19 protein-coding genes, 1 tRNA gene and 1 pseudogene are annotated in these 23,509 nt (G+C 63.5%); 8 read left to right on the forward strand and 13 right to left on the reverse strand.

The features are described from left to right. Positions 1-134: 134 nt before the first annotated feature. From ACPPVP_RS42365 to ACPPVP_RS42375, 3 genes are all read left to right on the forward strand, one after another. Positions 135-1,097, forward strand: a complete 963-nt coding sequence (locus ACPPVP_RS42365; RefSeq protein ID WP_426530009.1) for a sensor histidine kinase — start codon at positions 135-137, stop codon at positions 1,095-1,097. 216 nt (positions 1,098-1,313) lie between these two features. Continuing rightward, positions 1,314-3,092 (forward strand): putative bifunctional diguanylate cyclase/phosphodiesterase, encoded by a 1,779-nt coding sequence (locus ACPPVP_RS42370; protein WP_426530011.1) that lies wholly within the window; start codon positions 1,314-1,316, stop codon positions 3,090-3,092. Positions 3,093-3,276: 184 nt separating this feature from the next. Then, a complete protein-coding gene (locus ACPPVP_RS42375) occupies positions 3,277-6,384 on the forward strand; it encodes a bifunctional diguanylate cyclase/phosphodiesterase (protein WP_426530013.1) in 3,108 nt (1,035 codons plus the stop codon). Here the strand turns inward: ACPPVP_RS42375 and ACPPVP_RS42380 are convergent. Together ACPPVP_RS42380 and ACPPVP_RS42385 are read right to left on the reverse strand one after the other, a co-directional pair. After that, entirely contained in the window at positions 6,300-8,234 is a 1,935-nt protein-coding gene (locus ACPPVP_RS42380; RefSeq protein ID WP_426530015.1) for a patatin-like phospholipase family protein, read from the reverse strand. The genes ACPPVP_RS42375 and ACPPVP_RS42380 overlap by 85 nt on opposite strands. A 152-nt stretch (positions 8,235-8,386) precedes the next feature. Continuing rightward, complete coding sequence (locus tag ACPPVP_RS42385) at positions 8,387-9,466, reverse strand: LLM class flavin-dependent oxidoreductase (RefSeq protein WP_426530017.1); 1,080 nt, start codon at positions 9,464-9,466, stop codon at positions 8,387-8,389. 139 nt (positions 9,467-9,605) lie between these two features. Here ACPPVP_RS42385 and ACPPVP_RS42390 point away from each other — a divergent pair, with 139 nt between their 5' ends. Next, positions 9,606-10,013: a YccF domain-containing protein gene (locus ACPPVP_RS42390; RefSeq protein WP_426530019.1), complete on the forward strand. Its 408-nt coding sequence runs from the start codon at positions 9,606-9,608 to the stop codon at positions 10,011-10,013. Between the two features lie 41 nt (positions 10,014-10,054). On the opposite strand, the gene ACPPVP_RS42395 is transcribed toward ACPPVP_RS42390, so the two are convergent. Further along, positions 10,055-10,531 (reverse strand): universal stress protein, encoded by a 477-nt coding sequence (locus ACPPVP_RS42395; RefSeq protein WP_426530021.1) that lies wholly within the window; start codon positions 10,529-10,531, stop codon positions 10,055-10,057. A 171-nt stretch (positions 10,532-10,702) separates the two neighbouring features. On the opposite strand from ACPPVP_RS42395, the gene ACPPVP_RS42400 reads away from it, so the two are divergent. Then, positions 10,703-10,779, forward strand: a tRNA-Arg gene (locus ACPPVP_RS42400). Between the two features lie 144 nt (positions 10,780-10,923). On the opposite strand, the gene ACPPVP_RS42405 is transcribed toward ACPPVP_RS42400, so the two are convergent. From ACPPVP_RS42405 to ACPPVP_RS42420, 4 genes are all read right to left on the reverse strand, one after another. Further along, the gene (locus ACPPVP_RS42405; RefSeq protein WP_426530023.1) at positions 10,924-11,757 is read right to left on the reverse strand and encodes a creatininase family protein; all 834 of its coding nucleotides are present in this window, start codon (positions 11,755-11,757) and stop codon (positions 10,924-10,926) included. Between the two features lie 77 nt (positions 11,758-11,834). Further along, complete coding sequence (locus tag ACPPVP_RS42410) at positions 11,835-12,644, reverse strand: type III pantothenate kinase (protein ID WP_426530025.1); 810 nt, start codon at positions 12,642-12,644, stop codon at positions 11,835-11,837. Positions 12,645-13,124: 480 nt separating this feature from the next. Continuing rightward, positions 13,125-13,346, reverse strand: coding sequence for a hypothetical protein (locus tag ACPPVP_RS42415; RefSeq protein ID WP_426530027.1), 222 nt, complete (start codon positions 13,344-13,346; stop codon positions 13,125-13,127). Positions 13,347-13,822: 476 nt separating this feature from the next. Next, complete coding sequence (locus tag ACPPVP_RS42420; RefSeq protein ID WP_426530029.1) at positions 13,823-14,341, reverse strand: copper chaperone PCu(A)C; 519 nt, start codon at positions 14,339-14,341, stop codon at positions 13,823-13,825. Between the two features lie 69 nt (positions 14,342-14,410). On the opposite strand from ACPPVP_RS42420, the gene ACPPVP_RS42425 reads away from it, so the two are divergent. Together ACPPVP_RS42425 and ACPPVP_RS42430 are read left to right on the forward strand one after the other, a co-directional pair. Next, positions 14,411-14,650 (forward strand): hypothetical protein, encoded by a 240-nt coding sequence (locus tag ACPPVP_RS42425; protein ID WP_426530031.1) that lies wholly within the window; start codon positions 14,411-14,413, stop codon positions 14,648-14,650. A gap of 29 nt (positions 14,651-14,679) precedes the next feature. Continuing rightward, positions 14,680-15,828 carry a transporter gene (locus tag ACPPVP_RS42430; RefSeq protein WP_426530033.1) on the forward strand — a complete coding sequence of 383 codons (1,149 nt, stop codon included), beginning with the start codon at positions 14,680-14,682 and terminating at the stop codon, positions 15,826-15,828. A 113-nt stretch (positions 15,829-15,941) separates the two neighbouring features. Here the strand turns inward: ACPPVP_RS42430 and ACPPVP_RS42435 are convergent, their stop codons facing one another. Next, the gene (locus ACPPVP_RS42435; protein ID WP_426530035.1) at positions 15,942-17,639 is read right to left on the reverse strand and encodes a methyl-accepting chemotaxis protein; all 1,698 of its coding nucleotides are present in this window, start codon (positions 17,637-17,639) and stop codon (positions 15,942-15,944) included. A 213-nt stretch (positions 17,640-17,852) separates the two neighbouring features. Between ACPPVP_RS42435 and ACPPVP_RS42440 the strand changes: the two genes are divergently transcribed. Continuing rightward, positions 17,853-18,167, forward strand: coding sequence for a hypothetical protein (locus tag ACPPVP_RS42440; RefSeq protein ID WP_426530037.1), 315 nt, complete (start codon positions 17,853-17,855; stop codon positions 18,165-18,167). A gap of 13 nt (positions 18,168-18,180) precedes the next feature. Here the strand turns inward: ACPPVP_RS42440 and ACPPVP_RS42445 are convergent, their stop codons facing one another. From ACPPVP_RS42445 to ACPPVP_RS42465, 5 genes and pseudogenes are all read right to left on the reverse strand, one after another. Continuing rightward, entirely contained in the window at positions 18,181-19,449 is a 1,269-nt protein-coding gene (locus tag ACPPVP_RS42445) for a serine hydrolase domain-containing protein (RefSeq protein WP_426530039.1), read from the reverse strand. Positions 19,450-19,475: 26 nt separating this feature from the next. After that, on the reverse strand, positions 19,476-20,117 hold the full coding sequence (locus ACPPVP_RS42450; protein ID WP_426530041.1) for an aspartate/glutamate racemase family protein: 642 nt from the start codon (positions 20,115-20,117) through the stop codon (positions 19,476-19,478). Between the two features lie 55 nt (positions 20,118-20,172). Continuing rightward, positions 20,173-21,184: pseudogene (locus tag ACPPVP_RS42455) on the reverse strand (amino acid ABC transporter substrate-binding protein). Between the two features lie 13 nt (positions 21,185-21,197). Continuing rightward, positions 21,198-22,547, reverse strand: a complete 1,350-nt coding sequence (locus tag ACPPVP_RS42460) for an aspartate aminotransferase family protein (protein ID WP_426530043.1) — start codon at positions 22,545-22,547, stop codon at positions 21,198-21,200. Between the two features lie 5 nt (positions 22,548-22,552). Continuing rightward, a complete protein-coding gene (locus ACPPVP_RS42465; RefSeq protein ID WP_426530045.1) occupies positions 22,553-23,428 on the reverse strand; it encodes a MurR/RpiR family transcriptional regulator in 876 nt (291 codons plus the stop codon). Between the last annotated feature and the right edge of the window lie 81 nt (positions 23,429-23,509).

Raw genomic sequence — 23,509 nt, forward strand, 5'->3', positions numbered from 1 at the left:
AAGGCAAGCACGCTAATTCTACCGTGATCGCCAGCACAGAGTCGCTCTGCTGCCATTAGCGGCCCCGAAATCCCCTATTTTCGATATGCTCGGCCATATTTTGGATTCGCTGATCACGTGAAGTGACAATCCCGATGAAGAAATTGATCGACGAGTTCAGGCACGGCTGGCAGGGAATTTCCCAGCCCTCGCTGCTTTTTAGCACGGGCTTCGCGGCCACCTGCCTCGCGTCGTCGACAATCGCCCGGTGGGGGATCTCCCAGATCCGTCCCGACGTATTCTTCACGCCGTATTTCCCGGCCGTGTTCCTGGCCGCGGCCGTCGGCGGCGCCCGGATCGGGATCGCTACGGCAATTGCAGGAGGCGCGCTCGGCGTCATCGTCAATTTCGGCAGCGGTGTTGCCGATTCCGCGCGGTTTGCGCTGCTCTTGATGTTCTGGGCGGTTTGCGGGCTCGCGATCTGGGGCGTCGAGCATTACCGAACGATCGTCGTGCAGCAGCGGGAAGATTCGAAACGCCTGATCCAGGAAGAGGAATACCGCAAGCTGCTGGTCGAGGAATTGCAGCACCGGCTCAAGAACAAGACGTCGACGATCCACGCCGTGCTGCATCAGGTGCTGCAGAACCAGCCGCAGATCTGGGGCAGCATCGATAGCCGCCTCCGCGCGCTATCGGCGACCGACGATTTGATCGCGCGGCTGGACGGCCGCGGTTGCGACATCAAGGATATGCTGCATTCAGAACTCGGGCCATACGGCCACGTCCGGTTCAATCTGAACGGCGACCCGCTGTTCCTGCCGGCCAAGCTGGCGGTCAGCCTGGCGCTGATCTTTCACGAACTGGCCACCAATGCCGGCAAGTACGGCGCGTTTTCGTCTGCTCGCGGGCTGTTGCAGGTGTCGTGGTCGGTGTCGGAGAGTCGCCTCAACGTCACCTGGGATGAAACGGAGGGCCCCGTGGTCGAAAATGTCGGCCCTGCGGGCTTCGGCACCAAGCTGTTGCAATCGGCGCTTCGCGCGTTCGACGGCAAGACCGAGATCCGCTTCCTCAAGACCGGCGTGCATTGCACGATGCAATGCCGGCTTCCCGCAAATTAGAGCGTTTTTCGCGAAGTCTCGGCGCAAAATCCGTTCGCGCTGGCCAAACGCATGAACCGATATTCACCTCGCACGTAGCCCTCTTCATCGGCGTTGACATTCTGTTAATGACGATCGAGTTCGGCACGGTTGGAAACCGGCGACTTCTACGGTTGTCCCGGTTTTTCGCAGTTCCGCTTAACCAATGCTACAAGGGACTTTGCCAAGCTCCGTGGCATGCATAGTTCCAAAAAGCACGACTTTCAGGCGGCCGCGACGCAGGCTCGCGATGAAAGCATATTTGAATCCGAATTGAGCATGCTGCGGGATGTCTTCAAATTGCTTCCGGCCGGCGTGACGGTTCAGGACGAGCACGGCGAGTTCGTGCTGATGAACGATGCCGCGACCACCCTGCTGGAGGCAGCCGCCGCGGCGCCCTCAGCCCCGCAACTGAACGACCGCCGCGAGACCTGCCTGGAATTGCTGCGTACCGGCCGTCCGGCCGTGATGGAAGAAGCCATTGTCGGCGGTCCGGCCAAGCAGGTGTTTCTCACCTCGCATCGGCCCATCCAGGTCGCCGGGCGCAATCTGCTGATCTCGAGCTCGACCGACATCACCGAACAGAAGGCGTTCGAGGATCACCTGTTTCGCTCCGCCTATTACGACGAGCTCACCGGCCTGCCGACGCGGCGCGTGATCGAACATCGCGTCAACAGCCTCCTGAAATACGACAACGGACAGGGCCGCTTCGCGCTGGCGTTTCTCGACATCGACAATTTCAAGCACATCAACGACTATTACGGCCACCCGGTCGGCGACGCGCTGCTGGTGGAGATGGCCAAGCGGCTGGGGCTGGACCTGCGCGACTCCGACATCCTGTCGCGGATCAGCGGCGACGAGTTCGTGCTGCTGCTCAACCCGATCCAGAACGACGCCGAGGTCGAAGAGTACATCCACTTCATCCTGCAGCGGCTGAAGGCGCCGTTCTTCATCGAGCAGTCCGAGATATTCGCCTCGACCTCGATCGGCGTCAGCCTCTATCCCGAGCACGGGCGCAGCTACGAGGTGCTGCGTCAGAATGCCGACATCGCGATGTACCGCGTCAAGAACGGCAGCAAGGGCGCCGCGGCGTTCTTCGATGCCAGCATGGAGCGCGAGGCGCTGGCGCGGATGAAGATCGAGCAATCGTTGCGGCTGGCGATCCTGGAAAAGCGCTTTTGCTGCGCCTTTCAGCCCAAGGTCGATATCCGGACCCAGGAAGTCACGGGCGTCGAGGCGCTGGTGCGCCTGCGCGACGACGAGGGCGTGATTCAGGCTCCCAGCACCTTCATCAACCTTGCCACCGAACTGGGCCTGATCGACGAACTGACCCATCTGGTGCTGGCGGAAATCGTCAAGTCGATCGACCTGATCAACGAGACCTTCGGCCCGGACACCACGATCAGCATCAACGTCGCGGCCAAGCAGGCCGGCAATCCCGAATTCATGCAGTCGTTCGCCGAGGCACTTGAGGCCACCGGATTCCCGGCGCGTTTCATGATCGAGGTGACCGAAGACGCCTTCGTCACCAAGACGCATTTTCAGGACGAGATCCTGCCGATCTTCCGCAAGCTCGGCGTCAAGATCTCGATCGACGATTTCGGCATCGGCTATTCGTCGCTGTCGGCGCTCGCCGACATTACCGCCGACGAGATCAAGATCGACCGCTCCTTCATCACCGACATCCATAAGCGTCCGCGCAGCCAGGGCATCCTGCGGGCGATCGAGTCCCTGAGCGAAGCGCTCGGCATGACCGTGATCGCCGAAGGGCTCGAAAGCTTCGAGGAACTGGCCTATCTGCAGGCCGCGACCAAGATCCGCTACGCCCAGGGCTTTTACTTCTCGAAGCCAATTTTCCTGGAAGACCTCAAGCTGGCGACGACCCCGCGCGCCAGCGAGGCGCGCGCCAGCGTGTCGAGCCGGCCAGCACTGGAAAACCGTCCCACCTATTCGCGCGCCGGCGGCTATCGCCGCTGAAGGATGGAAAGCTTGTCGCGAACGGACGCTTGATCCCCACCGATAGACCGGCAGAAGCGGTGGAATACCGCTTCTTCCGCGCGATCGCGCCCCGAAAGGACACCCGATTAAGCCTTAGGTAACCGGCTTTCCTAACCGCTTATGACATCTGCCCATCGTATGCATGTTCCCGGGAGAAGGGAGAATGCGCGGTCTGTTCGACCACCTGCACGGCTTGAGAGCCCGAACCGCAGCCACCGGCCGGCATCTTGCCGCGACCATCCGGGGGCCGGTGTTGTGGCTCACCCTTTGCGGCGGCCTGCTGGTCGCGGCGATTTTCGCCGGCACCATCATGATGACCGCTGAATTCCGCGAACGCGCGCTTCTCAACAGCGAACGCGAGCTCGAGAATACCGTCCTCCTGCTTGCCCGTCACTTCGACCAGCAGTTCGAGGATTCCGACACGCTCGCCGACGACGTGATCACCCGGCTGCAAATTTCCGGTATCGCCTCGGAGAAGGACTTCCGGAAACACGTCGGAGGCTCCGAAGCCCACGAGATTCTGAGGTCCAAGGCCGGCGTCCTGTCCTATCTTGGCGACATCTCCATCTTCGATTCCAACGGTGACCTGATCAACTGGTCGCGACCGCTGCCGGCGCCACGCCTCAACATTTCCGACCGGGGCTATTTCAAGAACTTCAAATTCGATGCGCGATCGCCGTCCATTCTGACCGAGTCGGTTCGCAGCTATATCAACGGCAATCTGAATTCCGTCATCGCCCACCGATTGCGCGGCGAAGACGGCGTCTTCCTGGGCGTGATGACACGGCGCATCAACCCCGCCAACTACGAAAAATTCTTTGCTTCCGTGGCGCTCGGAACCGGCGCCGCGATCTCGATGTTCCATGCCGACGGCACCCTGCTGGCGCGCTATCCGCAGGTTGACGACCTGGTCGGCCAGAATTTCGCAAAGGCGCCGCTGCTGCAGCAGGTCCGGGAGCGCGGCGGCCGGCAGACGCTGCGCGTCCAAAGCCCGATCGACCAGACGGACAGGCTGGGATCTGCAGCTCCGCTCAACCACTACTCGGGCGTCGTGGTCGCGACCAACACCGTTACCGCCGCGCTTGCCGACTGGCGCGAGCAAACCCGCTTCCTCGTCGCCGCGGCAACGCTGGCGGCAGCGGTGATCGCCATGATCCTGTTCGTGATCATCAGGCAGATCGCCCGGCAGAACCGCGATGCGCAGCAGCGGCTGGAAGCAGAACGAAGCCGGCTCGACACCGCGCTGAACAACATGATCCAGGGACTGGTGACGTTCGACGCCTCGACGCGCCTCGTCACCTGCAACCGGCGCTATATCGAAATGCACGACCTGTCGACCGACATCGTGAAACCGGGCTGCCTCTTCCGTGACCTGATGCAGCATCGCAAGGACAACGGATCGTTCGACGGCGACGTCGATGCATTCTGCTCCCTTGTCATGCGAAACGTCGCGCGCGGTCAGGTCACCCACAGCGTCATGCAGTGCCGGGACGGGCGCGCCTTCCTGGCCGTCAGCAGGCCGCTCGCGGATGGCGGCTGGGTCGCCACCATGGAAGACATCACCGAACGGCGCAATCTCGAACAGGAGCGCGACCGCAACTACGCCTTCCTGAGCCAGATCATCGATCACATCCCCTCGCAAATCACCGTGAAGGATGTGCACGACCGGCGCTATCTGCTGGTCAACCGCGTGGCCGAAGCCCAGTTCGGCATTTCGCGCGACCTGATCGTCGGCAAGACGACCTCCGACATCTTCCCGAAAGCCGCGGCCGAAATCATCGCGGCCGACGAGGAGAAAACGCTGCAATCTCCCGACGGCCTGTTCAAGGACGAGCACATCTGGGAAACCCCGGGGATGGGGCCGCGCTACATCACCTCCAGGCGGCTCGGAATCCGCAATGCGGCGGGTCAGGCGCGCTACATCATCAACGTCGTCGACGACGTCACCGAGCGCCGGTTGGCCAACGACAAGATCGCGCATCTGGCGCATTTCGACGCGCTGACCGACCTTCCGAACCGGGTGCTGTTCCGCGAGCAGATCGAGCGCGAGCTTCGCAAGGCCGCCAGCGGCCAACAATTCGCGCTGCTCTATATCGACATCGACGAATTCAAGGGCATCAACGATTCGCTTGGACACCATGTCGGCGATGAGCTTTTGAAGGCGGTCGCCGCCAGCCTGAAGAATTGCACCAAGCCGGGTGATCTCATCGCCCGCCTTGGCGGCGACGAATTTGCGGTGATCCAGACCGCTGTCGGCGGCCGCGCCGAGGTCGAGGAATTCGTGACCCGCATTTACGAGGCGATACGCCGGCCTTATCAATGCCTCGGTCATCACCTCTCGACCGACGCCAGCATCGGCATCGCGCTGGCGCCGGAAGACGGCACCGAGCTCGACCAGCTGATCAAGCACGCCGACCTCGCGATGTACGCCGCCAAGGCCGAGGGACGCCGCGTCCATCGCTTCTTCGAGCCTGCCATGGATGCCCGCGCCAAGGCGCGGCTCACCATGGAGCAGGATCTGCGGCAGGCGCTGGCCGACGGCGCCTTCGAAATCCACTATCAGCCGTTGCTCGATCTCGCGAGCGGCGAGGTGACGGGCTGCGAAGCGCTGTTGCGCTGGCGTCATCCCGAACGCGGCATGATCTCGCCCGTGGAATTCATTCCGGTCGCCGAGGACACCGGCCTGATCAATGAACTCGGCGACTGGGTCATGCAGACCGCCTGCACCGAGGCGGCCAGCTGGCCGTCGCGGGTCAGGCTCGCCGTCAACGTTTCTCCGATCCAGCTGAAGTCGCCGACGCTGGCGCTTCGGATCACCGGCGCGCTTGCCGCCTCCGGCCTGCCGCCCGACCGGCTCGAGATCGAAATTACCGAGGCGGTGCTGATCCACGACGACGAAAGCGCGCTGGCGATCCTGCATCAGCTCCGCGGCATCGGCGTGCGCATCGCGCTCGACGATTTCGGCACCGGCTTCTCCTCGTTGAGCTATCTGAAGCGGTTCCCGTTCGACAAGATCAAGATCGACCGCTGCTTCATCAGCGACATCGAGGTCGACGGCTCGGCCGCGATCGTGCAGGCGGTGGTGAACATCGCCGCAGCCCGCCACATGACCACCACCGCGGAAGGCGTCGAGACCGAGCAGCAGCGCGACATGCTGCGCCAGCTCGGCTGCACCCAGATGCAGGGCTATCTGTTCAGCGCGCCGAAGCCGGCGGCCGAGGCGAGGCGATTGCTGGGCGCGCGATCGGAAGCTGCGACCGCCGTCGCCTGACGCCGGTTCAGCGCGCCGGTATCGAGAATGGCTTCGATCGCCGAACTGCCGCCGGCCTCCAGCGCCGCGATGGCCTCCTGGGCCCAGCGGTAGGACGCGTCAAAGATTTCCGTGTGACGATCGAAATCCGTCACGTCGACCCCGTCCGGAGACGGCGGCCGCATCACCGTATCGAACGGCCCGACCGGCAGCGTATCGTAGCGCTGATGCGCCACGAGGCTTCGCCACAGCACGTTCACTGCGCTGGGTGCGGCGGGCAGCAGCTTCTTGCGGAACGGCGTCAGCATGGCGGCGATCAGCTCGAGCCGTCCCGGCAGCGATGCATAATCGACGTCGAACATCTCCGCCGCCGGCTCGCCGAAATGCACCACCAGATTGGGACCGCTCTTGAGCTGGTGCATCGACGCCAAGGGCACGTTGTCGATGAGACATCCATCGACCAGCATCGCCCCCTCCGGTGTGTAGAACGGCGGCAATAGCCCGGGGATCGCGCTCGATGCGCGCACCGCCTGCCAGAGCGGCCCGGTGCGGATCAGTTCGAGATTGTGGGTCGAAAGATTGGTCGCGACGGCCGCAAACGGCCGCCAGCAATCCTCGATCCTGCAGTCGGGGCCGTATTGATCGGCCAGCGCGCGATCGAATGCCTTGTGATCCAGCAGCGAATAGCGCGGCCAGGTCGGCCGCCGAAAACTTCGGCTTCTGACGAAGATCTCGTGCGTGCCGCGCTCGAGATGCTCGGCTTCGAGATTTTTGGCAAAGCCGGCCACCATGGCGGAGCCAACGCTGGTGCCGACAAAGATATCGAACATCACGCCGCGTTCGCGAAAGGCCTTGTAGATTCCGACATGCGCGGTCCCAAAACTGCCGCCGCCGGCGGCAACGAAGCCGACCGCCCGGCCGCACAGAAAGCGGACAAGGCTGTCGATATCGATCTGGTCTTCGAGGGCGACATGGTGATGCATGAAGGCCGGCAGCCGGGTCAGCCAGGCCGTGGTGCCAGAGACCTCGCCGCTTCGATGGTCATGAACACGGACGAGACGTCTGGCCGAAACGGAATGAACCTCGCAGGCAAAGGCCTCGATCTCGGTCAATGCGGCGGCAGGTGCGTCACCGCGGCACGCGAACACGACCATGTCGGCCTGACGGATGGCCTTGCGCGCCCAGGGCGAAGCGTCGCGGCCACCGAGATAAACCACCAGCGGCGCGGTGTGTTCGAGCCTGTTGAGCCATTCGGTGACGTCGTGTGCATCGAGTGCGCGCCCGGGAAACATCGCCTGGAGGCGGGCGGAGTCGATAATCTCGGCATCGATCGCGGCGAGCCCCTCGCGCATCCGGCGATCGAAAGCGCCCGGCAGCGGCTCCAGTCCGCCGTCGATCAGCGCCACCGTTCGCGCCTTCGGCGAGCTGGGGAATGGCGCGATGCGCGCGGTCTCCTTGGCGAACCGCCGCGCCAGCGCTGCGAGCAGCGCCTCGACGATGGCGGGGGCTTCCTCGACAAGCTTCTGGTAGGCCGGACGCGTCAATGCCAGCACGCTGGTGTCGCGGATGGCGATCACATCAGCCGTGCGCGGCACATCGGCGAAGAAGCCGATCTCGCCCACCAGTTCGCCGGCCCGAAGCTCGGCGATCGGCTCGCTATAGCCGGTCTTGCGCACCGCGAGCGCACCATGCAGCACCAGGAAAAACGAATCCGACGGACCGCCTTGTGCGACAAGCAACTGCCCGCGCACCAGATCCTGGCGGACCAAGGCGTTGAGAACCTTCAGCCGCTGTTCGGCACTCAGCGTTCGAAACAGCGCGAACTCCTCCAGGGCGGAGCTCCACGCAAGTACCGAACTCGATCCACTCATTTGGCGGCACCCGGTTGAAACCGTCCAACTCTAGCCCCGCGCCATCACCGCCGCGAGCGATATAAAGGCCGCCGCTAGGCGCAGCGCAGCAACACCACGTGAAACGGGCTTGCGGATGCACTGCAGCATGACCGCCGCATCTGTCTCCGGCTCTACGCCGTCCACCGGCCGCGATTTTTCTCGGCCAGAATGGGCCGAATCAGTTGGCCGAAGCGCTCGGCTTCCTCGTCATGCAGATAGCCGGACAGGCAGAAGGAATGGCAGCCGGCATCGATGAATTGCTGCAGCGTCTCTGCGCACTGGACGGGATTGCCGACCACGGCAATGCCGGCGCCGGGGCGGACTTTTGTGATGCCGGTCCACAGATGCGGCAACAGCAAGTCGCCATGCTCGCGGGCAAGCTGCTGCACGCGCAGGTTCGCTTCCGACTTGTTGTAAAGTGTCTGGATTTCCTGCTTCTGCCGCTCGGTGCCGTGGCGCACCAGTTGATCGGCGGCTTCCCAGGCGTCCGCTTCGTTCTCGCGGCAAATCACCTGCAGCCGCATGCCGAAGCCGATGTCATTTTCGCGGCCGTGCGCGCGCGCCATCTGTCTGATCTCGGCCATATTCGAGGCGATCTTTTCCGGCAGGTCGCCCCAGAACAAATGCACGTCGGAATGTTTGGCCGACAATTCCCAGGCCTGGCGCGAGCCGCCGCCGAGATAGAATTTTGGAAACGGCTGCTGGAACGGGCGCGGCTTGATATGCGCGCCAGAAAGTTTGTGAAATTTTCCTTCGAAGTTCACCGGGCCGTGCGTCGTCCACAGCGCCTTCAGGATCGAGACTTCCTCCTCCATCAGTTCGTAACGCGCTTCCTTCGGATAGCGCACGCCCTCGCCTTCGACCTCGCTCTCGTTCTGGCCGGCGATCAGATTGATGCATATCCGCCCGCCCGACATCTGGTCGAAGGTCGAGATCATCTTCGCCAGCAGCACCGGATTGATGTAGCCCGGCCGCGCCGCAATCAGCGGCTTGATGGTGGACGAACGTGCCGCCATGAACGCGCCGGTGATCCAGGCTTCCCAGCACACCGAGCCGACCGGGATCAGGAGATACTCAAAACCGGCCGCTTCCGCCGCCTGCACCACGCGGTCGCACAGTTCGGGCGAGCCCGGAATCTGCGCATCCATCAGGCCATAGGCGGTGGTGTCGCCATGCGTGGGCAGATACCAGCCGAATTCAAGCGGACGCATGAACGTTTCTCCCTGTCGACGCGTGTTGCCGGATCGTTCGGCCGACGAGTTTAACGGTTGCGAAGCGAGGGGCAATCGGGTTCCGGTTGCAAGGCGTTTTTGATTTCAATCGCGCGCACGGCAAGTTAGAGTTTCGACCATGTCACCGGTTTCACTGCTGCTCAATATCATCTGGATCGTTCTCGGCGGCGCATGGATGGCGTTCGGCTGGCTGGTTGCCGCCGTCGTCATGGCGATCACGATTATCGGGATTCCCTGGGCGCGCGCCGCGTTCAACATCGCGGCCTATACCCTGTTCCCGTTCGGCTTCACCGCGATCTCCCGCGACGCCTATACCGGCCAGGAGGATATCGGCACCGGGCCGCTCGGGGTGATCGGCAACATCATCTGGCTGGTGCTGGCGGGATGGTGGCTGGCGCTCGGGCATCTCATCACGGCCGTGGTGCTGGCCGTGACCATCATCGGCATTCCCTTTGCCTGGGCGCACCTGAAACTTGCCGGCATCGCGCTGTGGCCGATCGGCAAGGTCATCGTTCCCACGAACTAGGTTCGGATCAGCCCAAGGCGGCCTGGAAGTCAGCCTTGGACTTATCCCGAGGCTGTCGTTTCCGCCGGCTTCAGCCGTTCGAACTCGGCGTCGCTGATCTCGGTCTGGGCCACCAGCACGCTGCAGCGCAGGCGCTTGACCAGATAGCTGCCGATCGAGCCGAACCACCGCGCCAGCGTCCCCTGCGGGCGGTGGCCGACGACGACGAGATGCGCGCCGATTTCCTCGGCCACCTCGGCGATTTTCTGCCCGGCATCGCCGACCTCGAGCCGCGCGGTCGGCGTAAAGCCCACAGCCTTCAGCCGTTCGCACCCCTCGTTCAGGATGGCCTTGTAGTCCTCGGTTTGCAGCTCGATCGGGATCGTGAGCCCGGCCTCCGGCGTCATGATCGAGGAAACCTCGACGACGGCGAGCAAAAAGACCTCGGAACGGCAGAGTTGTGCGAGCTTTGCGCCCTCCCGCAATGCGCGCCGCCCCTCGACCGAACCGTCATAGGCGAGAAGAACCTTCTTATACATCGGACGTCCCCATCGATGGCGAGAAGATCAACGCGGCAAGACTAGCACCAATTGGCGCAAACGGATCGGAATTTTGCATGGGGAACGCGGTTCATCCTACCACCTTCGTCTCCCCGACCCCGAGAAGGGCCGTTGCCCCTGCCCGGCCAATCGGCTAAATGAGGCGGCGAAGCACCCGTAGCTCAGCTGGATAGAGCGTTGCCCTCCGAAGGCAAAGGTCACACGTTCGAATCGTGTCGGGTGCGCCAGTTCGGTACAGAACTGGGCACGCCAAAACCCGCGATTTTTGCACTTAATGCGGCGACCAGTGTGCGCAGAAGCATGCTTTCGAGCCCGTGATGCGTAGTTCTTTCTGATCGACCCGTTGGGCGAGCGCATGAGCCGTGTCGTCGTCACTCCGCCTTGCCAGCCGTCGTCTCCTGCCCGCGGCCCGGCCGCCAGACCGGATCCGGGCGCGACCATAGCACCGTGTCGCGGATCGCTTCGGCCAAGGCCTCTGCCTGCACGGCGAGGAAACGTGCGCCCTTTTCGGCGGTGGCGGTTCGCGGGTCTCCCCAGGTGCCGGTGACCGGCGCGCGTTCCGAGAATGAGTAGAACCGGGAGAAGCCCGCCGGCGCGTGGACGGGAGCGGGAGCCTGCTGCATCGCCTCGTCCAGCTTGTGCGCCTTCACACTATCTTTCGCGATCGCCATCATGACCGAGGTCTCGCCCTCGCACGCGTGCTTCGGCGCGGTGTCGGACTCGAAGATGGCCGCGATCTTTGCCGGCGCCAGGAACCACGGCGTCGTGGCCACGATCGGAAAATCATATGCCACCGCCAGTTCGCGCGATGCCACGGCAAGAGGGTCGATATTGCCGCCGTGGCCGTTGACGATCAGCAGGCGGGCAAAGCCCAATGCGCGAAGCGATCGCACGATGCTTTCGAGGATCGCGCGATAGGCGGCGTAGTCGACGCTGATCGTGCCGCCAAACGGCAAATGATGCTCGCTCAAACCCAGCCACAGGCCGGGCAGCACCGCGACCGGCACTGGATCCGGCCCCTCGGCCACCAACCGGGCGGCCGCAATCGACGCCGCGCTGGCGCTGGCGGTATCGGTGATGACAGGCAGATGCGGACCATGCTGCTCCAGCGAGCCGGCGGGCAGGATCGCCAGAGCCCCTTTGCGTGCGGCGATCTCGCGCAGATCCGGAGCGGTCATGCGTGCCCATTCGACTTCAATGCTCATAACGATCTCCCGAAAGAATTGGATGGAGCGGGTTTATCATGTGGTCTGAAGCCGGAAGCCCGGCTGGAGAAAGCTGCTTAAGGATTGATATCCCCGGTCAGGCCGCGAACCTGATGCGCTGTTGTCGCATTGCGCCGGTAGATCTCCAGAAGGCCGCGAATCGTCAGGTCGGGATCGAAGTGATCGATCGCCTTGGTGGCGCCGTGGAACAACGACGCGATACCGCCGGTTGCGACGACTGTCATCGCTTCGTTCCGCTCGGCCTTGATGCGTTCGATCATACCCTCGATGAGCGCAACGTGACCCCAGAAAATGCCGGACTGCATGGCGCTGACCGTATCGTCGCCGACCACCCGTCGCGGCTTTTGCAGCGCAATCCTGGGAAGCTTCGCGGCAGCGGCATGCAGGGCCTCCATCGACAGATGGACGCCCGGCGCGATCACGCCTCCCTCGAAGCCGCCATCGCTCCCGATCACGTCCAGCGTGATGGCGGTCCCGCTGTCGACAATGATCAAGGGACCGGAATAGAGCTTGAGCGCGCCGAGCGCATTGACCAGACGGTCCGACCCAACTTCCGAAGGCTTGCTGGTCCGCACCTGGATGCCCAGCTCGACATTCTCACCGATAATCAGCGGCTCGACGTGCAGATAGCGACGCGACAGATTTCGCAGATTGAAGATCGACTGCGGCACCACACTCGATATCACGCAGGCCTTCAAAAGCCCGAGCTCGAGTTTGTGCATCGCCATCAGCTGCGACAGCCACACTGCGTATTCATCGGCTGTCCGGCTGGGCTCGGTCGCCGACCGCCATTGGGCGATCCAATGGTCGCCGTCGTGAACCGCGAACAGGCTGTTGGTGTTTCCCTGCTCAATTGCCAGAAGCATCGATCGAGTCCTGCGTTTGCCGCTTCAGACTACGGAGGGTTGCGTTCTGAAATGCCGCCTGAACGCGAGCTCTCCGAAGACTTCCAGGAGGCGTAGCACAAGTTCGTATGCTGTCGCAGCACCGGTAATTGGAAGGGCGGCAAGCGCCGACATCATGGCGGCACGGCGAGGCAGCGATGCTCCTCTATGGCGATGGCGCGTCGTCGCTTTTTTAAGGATTTTCTGAAATCGCCCGGTCTGCCTGATCCAGGAACGGTCAGTCCCGGACACGTCGCAGGTGCCCAGACCCAAAATATCGAAAACAACCCCATGCAAAGTAGAATGGGGGCCCGGCTCGCAGCACTCAGGCGGCTTGCGCCCCGGCCGCTGGCCATCGACCCTGGCAGCGGAAGCACGCAAATGGCCCGTTGGCCTCACCCCACGCCGCCGCAATTCTTAATGAATTCCAGGCGCACCCCGTTCGGGGCACCCGCCGTCAGCTCACGCGGCGTAGCTTGCGGAGTGGATCGAGGTATTGCCGGAGGCCGCGGAACAGAAGGCCTCATAGTAGGCTTCCAGTTCGGCTACGGCGCGATGCTCCCATTCCCTGGCTTGCGCCAGAAGGGAGCAGCTGTGAAGCGGCCGGAAGGCCGCGGTTTGGCGGTACAACGACGCGATGGTGCGGTACCGGCGAACGTTTTCCATGATGGCCAGGCTGCGCATGTTCGGATCTCCCTTTCTTTCCCGGGGACGAATTTGCGGCACAACGATTTTCGATTCGTTAGCGGGGCGCGAAGAGAGAACCTGTGGTTTCCGAACTGTTGACGGCGCATCCTTACGGGTGGACACGACGCAACTCTTCGGAGAACGGAAGCCCGGCCGCTTCAATCGCCTGTGCGCGCCGCCTGGGGCGAGGTCGGAGAATTCCCGCTCGAACAGACGACGTTCGTCAGGAAGCCGCTATCAAGTGCCCATGCGGGCAGCATCGTGCGGGCGCAGTATGCCAGTCCGACGCCGAGAAGTGATGCGCACACCAGCGTGGCCACGAACGGCCATGCCGTTCGTTTTTGTTGCGGTGATGATGGCAGGCTGGCTGCGGTGGCCGCTGACGTCTGGTTCGAACTGGACACTGGTCAGAATCCCCGCTGGTGAATGATGCGTTCGAGACCAATCTCGGGCAGAGCCCGCGAAGCCACAGTCTAGTGATGCTTGTGCTGTGCACCCGCGACGCCGCTGACGGCGGCTCCGGGATTTTCCTCGACGTTGTAGACGATCTCGACCGGCCCGGCCTTCTCGAACACCAGCGTGCCCTTGATCTTCTGGCCGAGCTGAAAGGGCTCCTTGAGGCCGAGCAGGACGATACGAAGCGCGCCGGGCTTGAGCTCTATGGTTTTGCCGGGCTTGATCTCGATGCCATTCTCGAGCGGGCGCGTTTTCGCCATGCCGTCGACATCGACCACCTCGTGCACCTCGATCTGGCCCGCCGCGGGCGAGGCGCCGCCGATCAGGCGATCCGCGGTCTTGCCCTTGTTGGTGATGGTGAGATAGCCCCCCGCGATGTTGGCGTCTTTCGGGGTCGGGCGCGACCAGGGGTGACCGATATCGAGGGCCCCGACCTTGAATTCGTGCGCGCCGGCCCCGCTCGTAATGAGCACAGCGGCTGCGACGAAAATAGCCGCTGAAATAAACACAAAGATATCTCTAACGATGGTTGTCATAATGTCCTACTCCGATACGCGCTGGACAGCTGACGCATGTAGAGAAACAATCGGACGCGATTACGGCCGGTGCTCGCCGCGATTACGGCTCCCGCCGGACGTGATTGCGGCCGCCGCATCGCGGCGCGAAGAAAATCAGACACACAACCGGAAATCGAGCCGCGCCTCTTCGCCATTCGCTCACCACGCGACAGCCACATCGACGCCGCGCTCGCGAGGACGCCTTCGCTTTTCCGCTTCCCTTCCGTCGCCAGCCAGCCGCGCTTCTCGCACGATCCAGTCAATCTCGCGCCTGATTGCGATGGCTAATCGTCGGACATCAGTGAATGGGGGCGTATGTGTGTGCGTATCTGAAGCGGCCCACGGCCGGCATTTTTTCATCCGTCATGTTTTTTCTCGCACTACCTGCAGAAGCACATCATCCCGGCGGCGGCGGCAATACCGGTAGCGGCGGCCCCATCAACACCATCTCGGCCGACACGCTTTCCGAAGGACTGATCGCCGCTTCGGTCCGCTACGAATTCATCCGCCTGGGCCAGCTCAGCGACGCCGACCTGATCGCCGCAGCGAGCAAAGGCAACCACGCGCATTCGATCCGCTCGATCGACGCCGTCTCGCTTTCGGTCGCCTACGGCATCACCAATGACTTCACCGTTGGCGTTCGCGCCGCCGGCGTCCGCCGCTCGGATATCCGCGAACCCGGGGAAGACATGCTGAGCGGCGGCCATATGGGCATCATGAATACGAACGACATGAGCAGCCTGATGAGCCCCGACGGCGTCAACCGGCGCGGCAATTCGGCGGGCTTCGGCGACGTGACCATGCTCGGGCAATACCGCTTCCACAACAACGCGGCGAACGGAACGTCAGCCGCCGTGCTGTTCGGCTTCAAGGCGCCGACCGGCAGCACCAGCCAGCGCGACAATTTCGGCAATCTGTTCGAAGCCGAGTTTCAGCCGGGCTCGGGCTCGTGGGACGGACTGTTCGGCGCCGCCTTCACCAAGCGCACGGGCCGCTGGTCGTTCGACGTGAGCGGGCTGTATTATCTGATCAGCACCGGCACGCAGAACACCAATCTCGGCGACCGCTTCCTGTTCGGCACCGCCGTCTCCTACCGCCTTGTTGGCGCCACCGGCTCGTCGAAAGAGACGGAATTGCACGAATACTGCATGCAGCCCCGCAACCAGTTGCAGGAGCATTGCCTCTATCACGCCAATCACGACCACAGCGACATGATGAAGACGCCCTACACGCTCGACCTCGTGCTCGAGCTCAATGGCGAGTGGCACGACAAGCAGCGGATCGCCGGCATTCCGGATCCCAATTCCGGCGGCACCACGGTCTATATCTCGCCCGGCGTGCGCGTGGGCTTCGATCGCTTCTCGGGCTTTGTCTCCGTCGGCGTGCCTATCCTCAACGAACACAACGGCGTTCAGTCGAAGCCGGATTTTCGCGTGCTGACCGGGATCGGTGCGCGGCTGAATTGAACGCAGAAGGCGGTCACGACTGTTCGTCATGGCCGGGACATAGGCGAGCGGAAGCGACGCCGTCCTTTCGGACGGCTGTGCCCGGCCATGACGAGGAAGCTTGAGCCTGCCCGTCAGGCGGCGCGGATGTTGCCGAGGAATTTGCCGGTTTCGCTCTCGAGCTGCTCGGATTGCGAGGTGAGCTGGGCTGCTGCCTTCAAGACGAGGGTTGCGGCAGCGTTGACCTTGCCCGACGCTTCACGCACGCCCGTGATGTTTTGCATCACCTCCTGGGCGCCTTGTGCCGCCTGCTGCACGCTGCGGGCAATCTCGTTGGTCGCAGCGCCCTGCTCTTCGACCGCAGCGGCAATGGAGCCGGTGATTTCGTTCATCTGCCCGATCGTGGTGCCGATTTCGCGGATGGCGTCGACCGTCGAGCCGGTCGCGTCGCGTATGGCCTGAATCTGGCTGGTGATTTCTTCGGTGGCCTTGGCGGTTTGCGACGACAGCGCCTTGACCTCGTTGGCCACGACGGCAAACCCTCTGCCGGCGTCGCCGGCCCGCGCGGCCTCGATGGTTGCGTTCAGGGCCAAAAGGTTGGTCTGACCCGCGATGGTCTGGATCAGCGCCATGACCTCGCCGATCTTTTGGGAAGCCTCGACCAGGCGTCCGACCATGGCCTCGGTCCGGCCGGCCTGCCCGACCGCGTTCTGGGCAATGGACGAGGATTGCGTGACCTGCCGCGAGATCTCGTGGATCGAGGACGACAGCTCTTCCGCCGACGCCGCAACGGTCTGAACGTTCGATGCGGTCTGCTCGGCCGCGGCCGCCACCCTGGCGCTCTGATCCGTCGTCCCCACTGCGATCGTGGACATCGACGAAGCCGAATTCTGCAGCTCGTCGGCGGCGGTGGTGGTGCCCCGGATCACCCCGCCGATGCTGCGCTCGAAGTCGTCCGCGATGCGGGACAAATCCGTCCGCCGCTCCTCGGCGGAACGGACTTTCATCGCTTCCTGCTCGGTGCGCAGCCGCGTCGTTTCGACCAGATGATCCTTGAAGATCTGCAGGCTTCGCGCAATCCGGCCGACCTCGTTGGTCTGGTCGACAAACGGAACGTCGACCGCAAGATTGCCCCTGACCAGTTCGTCCATCACCGCGCAGGTTCTGTTGAGCGGGCCCACCACGCCGCGGCCAAGCCAGAAGGCCGCGAATGCCGCGACGACCAGCCCGCCCAGCCCGGCGATCCCGGCCCAGATCATCCGGCGAAACACCACGGCGTCGATATCGTCGACATAGGCGCCGGCCTGAAGCGCGAGAGCCTTGTCGCCCGTGCCAAAGGCTCCGACATAAGAGAGCTTGCGAAGTTCGTCGCCACCGGCCGACCGCGGCGCCAGATATTCGACAAAGCCACCCCCGGCGCGCGCGGTCCGCACGATGTCCTGGATCAGCAGCTTGCCGCTCTTGTCCTTGAAGTCCCAACGGTTGACGTTGATGTATTTGGGGTTGGCATGGACGTAAGTGACACCCGCATCCGAGCTGCCCGTCCCGTAGACGCCGATATAGTCCGAATATTCGCCCCAGCGCATGGAACTGATCGCGGCGTAGGCCATCTGGCGGGCCTTGTCCGGCTCGATCCTGCCGGCCTTGGCCTCGCCTTCATAGTGAACGAGAATTTTCGTCGCCGCTTCGACGAAACCGCGAACCGTGGTGCGCCGCTCGTCGAGCGTCGCATCGCGCAGCACCAGGATCTGCAAGGCGGAGACGGCAAACAGCACGATCGTCAGCGCCGCAATGATCATCGCAAAACGCTGATAGACGGTGAGGTTACGCATGCGGCTTGCCTTCCTGTTGGTTGAAGACTCGTACCAACACAACGTTAATCGATTGTTAGCGGGTTGCGCAGATGGTCCGCAGCGTCCGATCGCGAGAATCGACGCTTGAAATGACCGCGCCGCGGCGACACAATGGCGCCCATCCTTCCAACAAGACGCGCCGTTGATCCCCGCACCGTGCGGAATCGCATGGCGCGCCAAGAGTGACCCATAATGGCTGAAGCCGACCTCGACATTTTCATCCGGCAAATCGCAAAAGCGCAGAACAAGAGCCTGATGGCCGCCGTCAAGAAGCGCCGCGACCAGATCATGGCCCGCGCGGCCAAGGCCAAGGACAAGGAGACCCGGAACCAGTTCCGGCTGATCGCCAAGAGCACGATGGAGCTTGGCGCGGCCGCAGCCAAGCGGCTGCAGAATTCGGCACAAAACACCGCCGATAGCTACGCCCGGGCGATCCGGAACGCCGCCGAGGAAGCCGCGGCGGCTGCGAAGGCTGCGAAAAAGCCCGCCAAGAAAAAGGACGATTGAAGCGGCGCCGGGCTCAGGCAGCCCCATGGGCGCGGTAAATGCCGCGCTCGAACAGGCGATAGGCTTTAAGCGCGCGCTGGTCGGCGAACGGCAATATCTGCATCATGATCACGCCTGCGATACGCGACGCCGGGTCGATCCAATAGTAGGTATTGTAGAGCCCGGCCCATGTCAGGCTGCCTGCCCTGCGGCCCTCAGGGACGGGATCGATGTTGATCATATCGCCAAGCCCCCACCGCAGCCGGACTCCCGGGAAGAAATCGACGTTCCCGGACAATGCCGGATTTGTGGTCTTGAGAACTCCCGCATCGAGGTTGCCGATCTGATTGGTGGACATCAGCGCCACCGTCTGCGGCTGCAGGATGCTGTTTCCGGCAAGTGCGCCGCCATTCAACAGCGCCTGGAGCAACGTCAGATAATCCGGCGCGGTGGAATAGAGGCCGCCGCCGCCGGAAAATACTTTCGGTTCGGCTCGTCTCACCAGAGGCTGCGGCACAAGCGTCCCGTCCGCCTTGCGCAAATGCAGACTTGCCTGCCGCGCGCGCTGCTTCTCGTTAAGCGGGAAAGTGGTGTCGTTCATCCCGAGCGGACCCAGGATGTGATCACGGAAATAACGATCCAGGCTCTGTCCACTGATGATCTCTACCAGCCGGCCGACCCGGTCGAGGCTGCCGCCATAGGCCCACCTGGTGTCCGGGTCAAACATCAGCGGCGTACGCGGCAGCGCTGGATGGTTGCGAGACTCCTTGCCATAGCGAACGGCGTTCGTGTCCCAAAGCTGATAGCTAAGCCCGGATGTATGCGTCAACAGATGGCGTAGTGTGATGGGTTTTCTCGCGGCGCGCAGTTGCGGGGCCCCTTTCGCATCGAAGCCATGGAGAACTTGAGGCGCCCCGAGCGTCGGATCAATTCTTGCTACCGGTTCGTCCAGTTTGAGTTTGTCCCGTTCGACGAGTTGCAGTGCTGCGACGGATGTCAGCAATTTGGTCATGGACGCGATACTGAACACCGTATCGGCCGACATCCTGGCCGCCGTGCCCATGCTTCTCGCGCCGAATGCGCCCTGGTAGATCAATGACTGCTCGGTTGCGGCCATGGCGACAACGCCCGGCACGTCCGCCGCATCGACCCGCGCCTGCAAAATAGCGTCGATTTCCTCGTTGCGGGGCGATGTGCGCAGCGGAGCCGCAAGGCCGGGAACGGCTGCGCCTGATATCAGGCCTGCCGCCGCGACAGCTGCCGTTCGCAACAACGTATCGCGCCGACTGAACCGCAGCGTCATCGCGCTCCCCTCAACGCCCTGGAGCCTTAAGTGCGGCCGGCGTTCAGCATTCCCTTCAATTTCATTACCGCGCTGTCGGGCGTCGTCAGCACCGGCCGGCCGGTTACCTCGGCGACCCGCTCTGCCGCGGGCGCCATGCTGTATTGCGCCAACGCGATCAGGTCGCAATCGCGCAAATCTTTTGAAGCTTCGACCACCAGACGATCATGCGTCGCACGGTCGCCGCGATCGAGCGCCGCCATGGCGCCTTCCGCCAGTTTCGGCACGAGTTCGATGGACGACGGAAACTCCGGCGGCATCGACGCCAATGTCGGGGGAAACGTCGACAATAAACCGATCTTGCGGCCCTTTGCGACGGCCTGCTCGATCATCGCTTCGTTGGGCTTGAGCACCGGCATCGGCGCGTGCGCACGGGCAACCGCTTCGATGCAGGGGCCGAAGGCCGAACACGTGAACAGGATGGCATCCGATCCGGTGCCGGCCGCGTAGCGCCCGAGCCGGAGGAAGCGCTCGGTCATGGGGTCGGTGAGCCCGCCATCCCGCGCCAGATCGGCCGACAGGCTGTCGTCGAGCAGATTCATCAGGCGGGCGTCCGGCCAAAGCCGGGCGAACGAGGCTTCGATCGGCACGATCGAATGTTTCAGGGCGTGGACCAGGGTGATGCGCATGCGGATCAGTCTGGCTGCGGCGCGGCTGGTGTCAACCCGTGCCGCCGCGTGATTATTATTTGAACGGCAGGGCGTACATCAGGCCGCCCTTGTTCCAGGTCGCGTTCAGGCCGCGATCGAGCTTCAGCGGGCTCGCCTTGCCGACATTGCGCTCAAAAATCTCGCCGTAATTGCCGCCCACTTTGATTGCCTGCAGCATCCATTTGTTGTCGAGGCCGAGCCGCGATCCGAGATCGCCTGAGGTGCCGAGCAGCCGCTGGATGGCCGGAACGCTGCTGGACTTCGCCATCTCGTCGGCATTGCCGGCTGTGACGCCGAGTTCTTCTGCCTCGATCAATCCGTAATGCAGCCAGGCAATGATGTCGGTCCACACCTCGTCGCCGTTGCGGGTGAACGGCCCGAGCGGCTCCTTGCTGATGGTTTGCGGGAGGACGACATAGTCGGCGGGGTTTGAGGCCGCCGTGGTCACGGCGCCCGCCAGCGCCGATGCGTCCTGGGTCATGGCATCGCAGCGCCCGCCGAAAAAAGTCTGGTACATGGTGTCGGTGCGGTCGAACACCAGCGGCTTCCATTCGATCCCGTTGGCGCGGCCGTAATCGCCGAGCGTGACCTCATGGGTCGTGCCCTGCGCAACGCACACGGTGGCGCCGTTCAGGCCCTTGATGTCCTTCACGCCGGCGTCGGCGCGCACGATAAAGCCTTGGCCGTCGTAAAAATTGACCGGGCCCTGACGCAGCCCGAGCGTCGTGCCGCGCAGATAGGTCTGGGTCGAGTTGCGATAGAGCACGTCGATCTCGCCCGATTGCAGGGCAGTGAAGCGGTTCTGCGCTGTCAGCGCGACGTATCGCACTTTTGTGGCATCTCCGAGCAAGCCGGCCGCCAAGGCGCGGCAATAGTCGACGTCGAGCCCCTTGTAGTTGCCTTGCGAGTCCGGCGTCGAGAAGCCGGCAAAGCCGGCGCTGACGCCGCACACCAGCGTGCCGCTGTTTAACGGTGTCCAGCGTAGCGGCCTGCGCCGTCAGGTATGACGCGGCGAGCAAGCCTGTAGCGATCAAAATCCTCTTCATACTGCTCCTCCTGCTAATGACCCACACTCTTCAAGGCCAAGTCGACCGCCTGGCCCAGCCTGTCGACGATCATGTCGATATCATCTGATGTCGCGATATAGGGCGGCGCGAGCAGGACGTGATCGCCGCTGCGGCCATCCATGCATCCGCCCGCGGGATAACAGCCGAGCCCGCCTTCGAACGCGACCGCCTTGACGCGCTGGTTCAATTTCAGCGCCGGATCGAACGGCGCGCGGGTGGCACGGTCGGCGACGAGTTCGATGGCCTGGAACAGGCCACGGCCCCTGATGTCACCGACATGCCGGTGATTGCCAAAACGCTCGGTCAGCCGCCGCTCGAGTTGAGCGCCGAGAATCTTGACCCTGTCGAGCAATTGCTCGTCCTCGATCACCCGCTGTACCTCGAGCGCCGCGGCACAGGCGAGCGGGTGCGCCAGATAGGTGTGGCCGTGCTGGAACGCGCCCGAACCATCGCGGATGGCATCGACGATGCGCGCGCTCGCAAGCATGGCGCCGATCGGCTGATAACCGCCGCCGAGCCCCTTGGCGATCGCCTGGATATCAGGCGCGATTCCTTCCTGCTCCCAGGCGTGGCGCGTGCCGGTGCGGCCCATGCCGCACATCACCTCGTCGAGGATGAGGAGTATGCCGTGCCGGTCGCAGATATCGCGGACGGCGCGGAAATATCCCTCCGGGGCCGGCACGCAGCCGGCGGTCGCGCCCACGACTGGCTCGGCGATGAACGCCGCCACGTTCTCCGGGCCGAGACGTTGGAATTCCGCCTCAAGCTCGGCCGCAAGGCGGGCAACAAAATCCACTTCGGATTCGCTGTCCTGTTTTTCGTGATAAGCGAAGGCCGGAGTCACATGGCTAAAGGCCGATGACAACAGCGGCGCATAGGGCGCGCGCCGCCAGGCGTTGCCGCCGGCAGCCAGCGCACCCAGCGTATTGCCGTGATAGCTCTGTCGGCGCGCGATGAAGTGCCTGCGTTGCGGCTGGCCTGTCTCGATAAAATACTGCCGCGCCAGCTTGAGGCCGGCTTCGATCGCTTCCGAACCGCCGCTGACGAAGTAAGCGTAACCCAACCCGCCGGGCTCATGGCCGACGAGATTGTCGGCCAACGATTCAGCCGGCTCCGATGAGAAGAAGCTGGTATGGGCATAAGCGAGCTTCGACGCCTGCCGGGACATTGCCTCGATCACGCGCGGGTGCTGGTGGCCCAAACAGGAGACGGCCGCGCCGCCGGACGCATCCAGAATCCGGCGGCCATCCTCACCAATCAGCCAGACGCCCTCGCCGCCAATCGCCTTGGGAGGGGTTTCACGCAGGCTTCGATGCAGCACCCGGCTCTTGCTGATGCTCATGACGGTCAATCCTTCTCGGCAACATACTGCGACATCGCGGCCAGCCGGCCTTCGGTCTCCTCGAGGCGCCGCCTTGCGCTCGCGCCGCCCAGCACGAAGGTGACCGCGGCCAGCGATTGCGCAATCGCAATGGCGCCGGTCAGGCTCGGGAAGAATCCAGGTGATGCGGCGGCTTCATAGAGCAGCAGATGATCGGCGCCCTCCGCCATCGGCGCGTTGATCGCGTCCGTAATCGCGACCAGCGTGGCGCCGGAATCATGCGCCGCGCGCGCCGACAGCACGCTGGCCCTGGAATAGGGCGCAAAGCCGATGACCACGACCGCATCGCTGCGCTGGAAGGCGCCGAGGTCGAGATCTTCCGGTCCGGAGCCACCGACCAGTTGCACTTCGCCGGAGCGAAACAGGCGAAGCTGATAATTGAGCAGTTCGGCCACGCTGCGGCAGCTTCGAAACCCGGCGATCCAGATGCGCTGCGCGGCATGCAAGGCCTTGGCGGCTTCGGCCACGGAACCCGTGGAAATGCGCGCAAGGCCTGCCGCCTCTGCTTCCAGCTTGTCGGCGACCAGCGATATTTCGGGGTGCGGCCCTTTGCGGCCAGCGCGGGTGCGGGCCGAAAACGGCTGGGCCGGCGCCGGCCGGCGCGCCTCGGTCAACGCGGCGCGCAACTCGTCCCATCCGGAATAGCCCAACGCCTTCGCCAGACGCGTGAAGGAAGCCGGATCGGCGCCGGCCTCGGCAGCCAGATCGCGCATCGAACGCGTGGTGGCGTCGTAATCATTGGCGGCAACGAAGCGCCCGACATGCTGCAGCCGCGCCGGAAGCGACGGCAGGGCACTGCACAGTTCACTGAGCGGCGAGGACTTCGGTTGCGGCTGCGCCATGAAACATATGTTGCACATATCCTATTTTGGTGCAACATTTGAAACGCGTTCCCCCTGAGGACGCATGGCCGAAGATCGCTG

It is taken from the genome of Bradyrhizobium sp. McL0615, assembly GCF_049993905.1.
GTDB lineage: Bacteria > Pseudomonadota > Alphaproteobacteria > Rhizobiales > Xanthobacteraceae > Bradyrhizobium.